Source organism: Edaphosphingomonas laterariae (genome assembly GCF_900188165.1).
GTDB classification, from domain to species: Bacteria; Pseudomonadota; Alphaproteobacteria; order Sphingomonadales; family Sphingomonadaceae; genus Sphingomonas_E; species Sphingomonas_E laterariae.
In genome coordinates, this window is record NZ_FZOS01000036.1 from 22,443 (window position 1) to 28,442 (window position 6,000).

General features: G+C 64.6%; 6 protein-coding genes. 5 read left to right on the forward strand and 1 reads right to left on the reverse strand.

All coding sequences use genetic code 11. The features are described from left to right. Positions 1-557: 557 nt before the first annotated feature. Positions 558-953, forward strand: coding sequence for an HNH endonuclease signature motif containing protein (locus CHB74_RS18900; RefSeq protein WP_179220925.1), 396 nt, complete (start codon positions 558-560; stop codon positions 951-953). A 58-nt stretch (positions 954-1,011) separates the two neighbouring features. Then, complete coding sequence (locus CHB74_RS18905) at positions 1,012-2,532, forward strand: terminase large subunit (RefSeq protein WP_245843030.1); 1,521 nt, start codon at positions 1,012-1,014, stop codon at positions 2,530-2,532. Here CHB74_RS18905 and CHB74_RS21745 read toward each other — a convergent pair. Then, on the reverse strand, positions 2,459-3,064 hold the full coding sequence (locus CHB74_RS21745) for a hypothetical protein (RefSeq protein WP_144033859.1): 606 nt from the start codon (positions 3,062-3,064) through the stop codon (positions 2,459-2,461). The genes CHB74_RS18905 and CHB74_RS21745 overlap by 74 nt on opposite strands. A gap of 284 nt (positions 3,065-3,348) precedes the next feature. On the opposite strand from CHB74_RS21745, the gene CHB74_RS18915 reads away from it, so the two are divergent. The 3 genes from CHB74_RS18915 to CHB74_RS18925 form a co-directional block, all read left to right on the forward strand. Next, positions 3,349-3,771 carry a hypothetical protein gene (locus CHB74_RS18915; protein ID WP_089221067.1) on the forward strand — a complete coding sequence of 141 codons (423 nt, stop codon included), beginning with the start codon at positions 3,349-3,351 and terminating at the stop codon, positions 3,769-3,771. A gap of 94 nt (positions 3,772-3,865) precedes the next feature. Further along, a complete protein-coding gene (locus CHB74_RS18920) occupies positions 3,866-4,480 on the forward strand; it encodes a hypothetical protein (protein ID WP_089221068.1) in 615 nt (204 codons plus the stop codon). Positions 4,481-4,773: 293 nt separating this feature from the next. After that, a partial coding sequence (locus CHB74_RS18925; RefSeq protein WP_089221069.1) for a phage major capsid protein occupies positions 4,774-6,000 on the forward strand: 1,227 nt, incomplete at its 3' end.

Consider the following 6,000-nt stretch of genomic DNA (forward strand, 5'->3'; position numbering starts at 1 on the left):
CGGCGTGGGCATGAGCGCCGATGATCGCGGCGAGTGGCTCGCGGCGGCCGCCACCGCCCTTGATGGTATTCCGGCCGACCTGCTGGCTATCGGCATCGAGGCGGCGCGCCGGACGGCGGACCATCCCAGCAAGATCGTGCCTGCCATCAACGCGGCCGTCGGTGAATTCTGGTCCCACCGGCGGGACGAATTGCGGATGTGCACGCGGCTGGGAGCGTTCACGAAGGCGGACACGGTTGGGATGGGGGATAGCATCGGTTCAACCGATGGTATTCACCCGAGCGAGGTTGCCGAAACCAACCGGCTGATGCGCAAGCTGGGGCTGAAGCAGCGCTACCGGCCGGATGGCGCGGGCTACCAATTGGAACGCGGCCAGCCCGACCCGGCCGGCGATGCCCAGCCGGGGGATGCTCCCATGCCTGCCGACACCGCCGTGCAGCGACATGAAGGCCCGGCCCGTAATCCGACGGTCAACGATTACGTCGCCCTGGGCGTGGACCGGGAAACCGCCGCGCGGTTCGTGGCGGAGCGCACCGGCCAGCATGGAGCCAAGCACGATGGCTGATTGGCCGTACAACACCGCAGCATGGAAGCGACTTAGGTTGGCCCACCTTGCCCGCTTCCCCATGTGCGAGGAATGCGAGCGCATCGGCCGGCTGGTGCCCGCGAACACCGTCGACCACCGCCGGGCGATCAGCGACGGCGGCGCGCCCTTCCCCGGGCATGAGGGCCTCGCCAGCTACTGCCCGTCCTGCCACGGCGCGAAGACGGCGCGTGGATCGGAGGCCGGCGCGATCCGTTCGAGCAAGCCCCGCAGGGGCTGCAACCCGGACGGCACGCCGCTGGACCCGGCGCACCCGTGGCACGGAAAATCGCTCAGGGCTGACGCAGAAGGACCGGCACTCGTCCCTCACGCTCAATTAGTTTCGGGGGATCGCGACCGGAATGGGTAAGAGGGGACCGGGGGCCGGGCGTCTCCGCGCAGCGGCGCGGAAGCCGGGCGCCAATCGCGTGCGTCATCCGTGGTCAAAGCGCGGGATGCCGGCGGCCGAACAGGTACTGGCATTTCTCCGCACGCTGCCGATCGTGTCGGGCCTGCGGGCGGGCGAAAAGATGGAGCTGCTCGCCTTTCAGGAGCAATTCGTGCGCGGTGTGTACGCCGAGGCGGAGGGGGAGCGGCTGGTGCGCCTGGCCGGCCTATCGGTCGCGCGCGGCAACGGCAAATCGGCCCTGCTCGCCGGCCTGTCGCTCGCCCATCTGCTCGGCCCCATGAAGGAACCGCATGGCGAATGCTATGCGGCCGCGCTCGATCGCGACCAGGCGGGCGTGCTCTACCGAATGGTCCGCAACTACATCGAGGCGACGCCATGGATGGCGGCGGCGGTGAACATTCGCGAATGGCACAAGTCGATCGAGGTGGAGGCGACGGGCTCGACTTGGACCGCACTGACCAGCGACGCCCGAAAGGCGCATGGCCTCGCGCCGTCGTTCTGGATCGCGGACGAGGTGGCGCAATGGCGCTCGCGCGAGCTGTGGGACAACCTCAAAACCGGCATGGCGAAGCGGAAGAACGCTTTGGGCGTCACGATCAGCACCCAGGCGGCCGACGATCTGCACTTCTGGTCGCAGATACTCGACGCGGAACCCGTGCCGTCCTTCTACGTGCAGTTGCACGCGGCGCCCGCCGACTGCGCGCTCGACGATCGCGACGCCTGGCGCGCGGCAAACCCCGCGTTGGGCGAGTTCCTGAACGAAGACGAGCTGGCTGATTCCGCGTCTATGGCGATGCGGTCGCCGTCGTTCGAACCGGCATTCCGCCTGCTCAACCTCAACCAGCGGATCGCGGCGGATGATCGGTTTCTGAGCCCGCTGGATTGGGACGCCAACGGCGAAGCGTTCGACCCGACGGAGCTGGAGGGCAAGCGCTGCTATGGCGGGCTAGACCTGTCGAGCACGCGCGATCTGACCGCGCTCGCGCTATGGTTCCCCGATGAGGGGCGGTTGCTCGCCTGGCATTTCGTGCCAGCCGACACGCTGCGCGAGAGGGTGGACAGGGACCGGGTGCCCTATGACCGCTGGGCGGACGAAGGGTGGATCGAAACCACCGTCGGCCGGGCGACCGATCGCACTGCCGTTGCCCGCCGGCTGGCCGACATTCGGCAGATGTACGATGTGCAGGGCATCGCCTTCGATCGCTGGCGGTTCGAGGATCTGGGCAAGCTGCTATCCGACGAGGGAATCGAGCTGCCGTTGAAAGAGTTCGTGCCGGGGTTCAAATCCTATGCGCCGGCCGTTGACGCATTCGAGCGCGCCGTGCTGGACCGACGCATGCTGCACAACGGTTCGCCGATCCTGCGCTGGCAGGCCGGCAACGTGATCGTCGAGAAAGACCCGGCCGGCAACCGTAAGCCCACCAAGGCCAAGAGCCGCGACAAGATCGACGGCATCGTTTCCGCGATCATGGCGTGCGGGATTGCGGCAACGGATGAGGGGCCAGAGGTGTACCGGGGGACGGGGCTGGCGTGGGTTTGATCGCGCCAATCTCGGTAGCGCTCACCTCAGTTTCCTTTCGTGCGCCCTCGGGCGCCGGATGTTCAGCTTTAATGGAAGACAGACCTGTATTTATATTCAGAAATTCAATCGCGCTCTCGGATTTTCTATAACTATTCTCAGCGATATGAACGCCATGCCCGCAAACGTACAATACAGCCCCAACAAATAAACCCCAAAGTTGAAATTTATAATATCGCGCGGCGGTCTTGTTGTAAGCAGAAAAGTCCAAACTAGCCTTAGAAATTGACTCTTTGTCTTCGCGCCGTTTGGCGTCGTTCATCGCCATGTTTGCAGCGAACACGGCCTGTTCTGCCTGCGAGAATAGAACCCCTCCGACAAAACTAACCGCCCATGCATAAACAGCAATTGCGATTATACCTAATGACCACTCAAGGGTTCGATCTGCGGTCTCATGTATTGCAAAGGCAATTGCTGCACCCGCCGCCCCCTGAAGAAAGACATGCTGGCGCGTCACCGACTGATGGCGGGCTTGGAGCAGAAAATCGCTCATGAACTATGATTTACCTCGGCCAATCACTAAATTCAGCGCCCGCCTAATCGCTTCCGGCCGGCTTGGCTGGGGATCGGGTTGGGAGGCAATCCAGGCGTCGAGGGCCGCAAGCTGATCCGGCGGCAGCCGGAGGTTGATCGCGGTCGATCCAACAGGGGGGCGCCCAACGCGCTTTCTGGAACCATCAATTGACATGATGAATACTTGGTGCCAGAAAGGACGAGCCGACGCAAGGTTGCAGCCTTAGCGCCGGCTCTGACCACTCACGATGTTGGAGCATCGCAATGGCTATTCACGCCCCTATCACGGGCGCGCTGTCGTGCGCGACCAAAGTTGAAGCGTTTACCGATTCCCTTGGCGAGACGCTGACCCGGCTCGACCGTGGCAGCCTGGAAGACGTGATCGAGTTCGCGATCGACCTGCTCGATGCGTTCGACGACGATCCCGACATAGAGCCCAACGGCGACGAGCTGGATGGCACAGCCGCCGAAGACGATTTCATCTCGCACAATTACTCATGGCGCCGCGAACCTGGCTGCCCGATCTCCGACCCGGATTGGGTAGTCGGCGTGCTGCCCAAGTTGCCGCGCTATGGCATCGACCAATCGGCTGGCCCGACCAACGAGGTGGAGGCCGTCCGCGAGTGGCAGGAAGCCGAAATCGCGCGGGCCGATCGCGAGTGGCTCGGCCGTAGAGGGCGGGCATGACTAGCGAATATCTTTCGGCGGACAGCACCATCGACACTTGACCATGGACGCATGTCGACGCATACAAGCTGCGACACTTGTCCAAGGAAGCGCTATGATCGACCTCAACGACCCCGCAAATTGGGATAAACCCCTTTTCCCCCTTGTCGTCGTGGCTCAAGGGGCCCTCGTCGCTGCGGCGACGTTGCGGCAATGGATTGTCCGCTACGCCGACGATCTAAAACTCTGGGAAGGGTCGCCCGGCGACGTTGCCGGTTCGGTCGATCAGCCTGCGGGTGCGAAGGCGGAAAGCAATGGCCGCGCACACCGCTTTTCACTTCGCGCCGCTTTGCATATTGCGGCCAGTTCTCGCCTGATCGCCAGGGGCGTCCCGGTGAAAGAGGCGTATTTGGCGGCCGCGCGCTGGGCTCATATTGGCGCCTTCGATTATGCCGTTTACGCGAACGAGCCCGAACCCGGCTTGGTGAGACGGCCCGGCGGCCTTTTTGCGGAACCGGCACTGACCTTCCTGATCCACCACGGCGGCGATGATGCGCGGATTGTGGGTGTCGAACGGGAAAGCGGCAAACTGCCGTTCCGTTATTCCGACCTTTTTGCCCTCGGCTATCCCGTCGCAGTCGCGCCGACCATCGTCCAGCTGAACGACGTTGATCGTTACGTGCGAGGGGTCTGTGGCGGCTATCTTCGTGACGACCAGACGGCGAATTGAAAGTCCCTTCACCAGTGAGGCATTTCCCCGCCCCTTCCTTTGAGGCCGCTGCGCCGCGGCCAACAACGGTAAGCCCGATGCTCAGGGGCGGGCCGGCCGACCATGCCGGGGTTTCCGGGGCTCAATCGGGCAACGGCGCACCCATCCCCTTCCGCCATCCGACCGGGCGGGCTGCCGCGTTGGGCAATGCGAAGCCGGTGCACCGGCGGGTCGGACCCTTTGCCATCGCCGAGAGGCAGACGGCTTTCACCGCGCGGGGGGCTTCGGCCTCCCGCCAGTATGACGGAGTGACCATGAAGACGAGTGATCTGATCGAACAGCGGGCGGCGATCGTCGCTCGCATGAATGACGCCCACCAGGCGGACAATGGCGAAGCCTTCACCGCCGCCGAAACCGAGCTGCGGACGTTGGACGCCAAGATCGGCCGCGCCCGCGCGATCGACGACGCGGAGCGGAACGAGCCCGGCCGACCGATCAACGGCGACGGCCGGCTCGACGGCGAAATCCGTTCGCGCTTCAGCGTGTCGCGCGCGCTGGCCGGCGCGGCCGGCCTTGCCGTGGATTGGGGTTTCGAGCGCGAGGTTCAGACGGAGCTTGCCAAGCGCGCCGGCCGTTCGGCCGAAGGCATCTTCATCCCGACCGAGGTTTTTGAGACGCGCGTGCTGACCACCGCGACCGGCACCGAGTTGGTGCCGACCGAGCACCGGCCGGATCAGTATATCTCCGCGCTGGTCGCGTCGTCCGTGGTGCGCGGGCTGGGCGCCCGCGTCCTGTCCGGCCTTTCCGGTAATCTCAGCATCCCGCGCGAGACGGATAGCCCGGCGATCGGCTGGGTGGCGGAGAATGCCGCGCTGTCGGCCGACGACGCCAATTTCGACGCGGTGACGCTCAGCCCCAAGCATGCTGGCGCGCTCAGCGAGTGGAGCCGCAACATGCTGTTGCAGGCGAGCCCGGACGTGGAAGCGCTGTTGCGCCAGATGCTCGCGCGCAATCTCGCGCTGGCGATCGACAAGGCCGCGATCCAGGGCGGGGGCACCAACGAGCCCAAGGGCGTGTTGACCACTGCCGGCATCGCTACGCATGCCTATGCGACCGATCTTTTCACCACCACGGCCGAGATGATCGCCAAGGCGGACATTGCCAATGTCGGCCTGGCGCGTCGCAGCTTCCTGACGACGAACCTCATCAAGAAAATCTGCTCGCTGGAGCTGGACGCGAACAAGCTACCCGTGGGCATCGCGCCGATCTTCCACAATGAGGCGGTGACGTTCTCCAATCAGGTGCCGACCAATCTCGGCAGCGGTGACGAGCACGGCCTGATCTATGCCGACTGGTCCGAGCTGCTGATCGGCATCTGGTCGGAAATCGACATTCTCGTGAACCCGTTCGAAAGCACGGCCACCATCAGGCGATGCCCACGCTGGTGGTTTCGACGCCGTGCGCCACCCGGCCGCGTTCGTGTCGTCCACGGGCGTCGAAACCACCAGCGTGGGCATCGCCTGATGGTGGCCGGGGGCGAT

Coding starts and splice junctions, on each gene's coding strand:
- CHB74_RS18920 (WP_089221068.1), top strand. CDS start 3,866: ATGATCGACCTCAACGACCCCGCAAATTGGGATAAACCCCTTTTCCCC.
- CHB74_RS21745 (WP_144033859.1), bottom strand. CDS start 3,064: ATGAGCGATTTTCTGCTCCAAGCCCGCCATCAGTCGGTGACGCGCCAG.
- CHB74_RS18900 (WP_179220925.1), top strand. CDS start 558: ATGGCTGATTGGCCGTACAACACCGCAGCATGGAAGCGACTTAGGTTG.
- CHB74_RS18915 (WP_089221067.1), top strand. CDS start 3,349: ATGGCTATTCACGCCCCTATCACGGGCGCGCTGTCGTGCGCGACCAAA.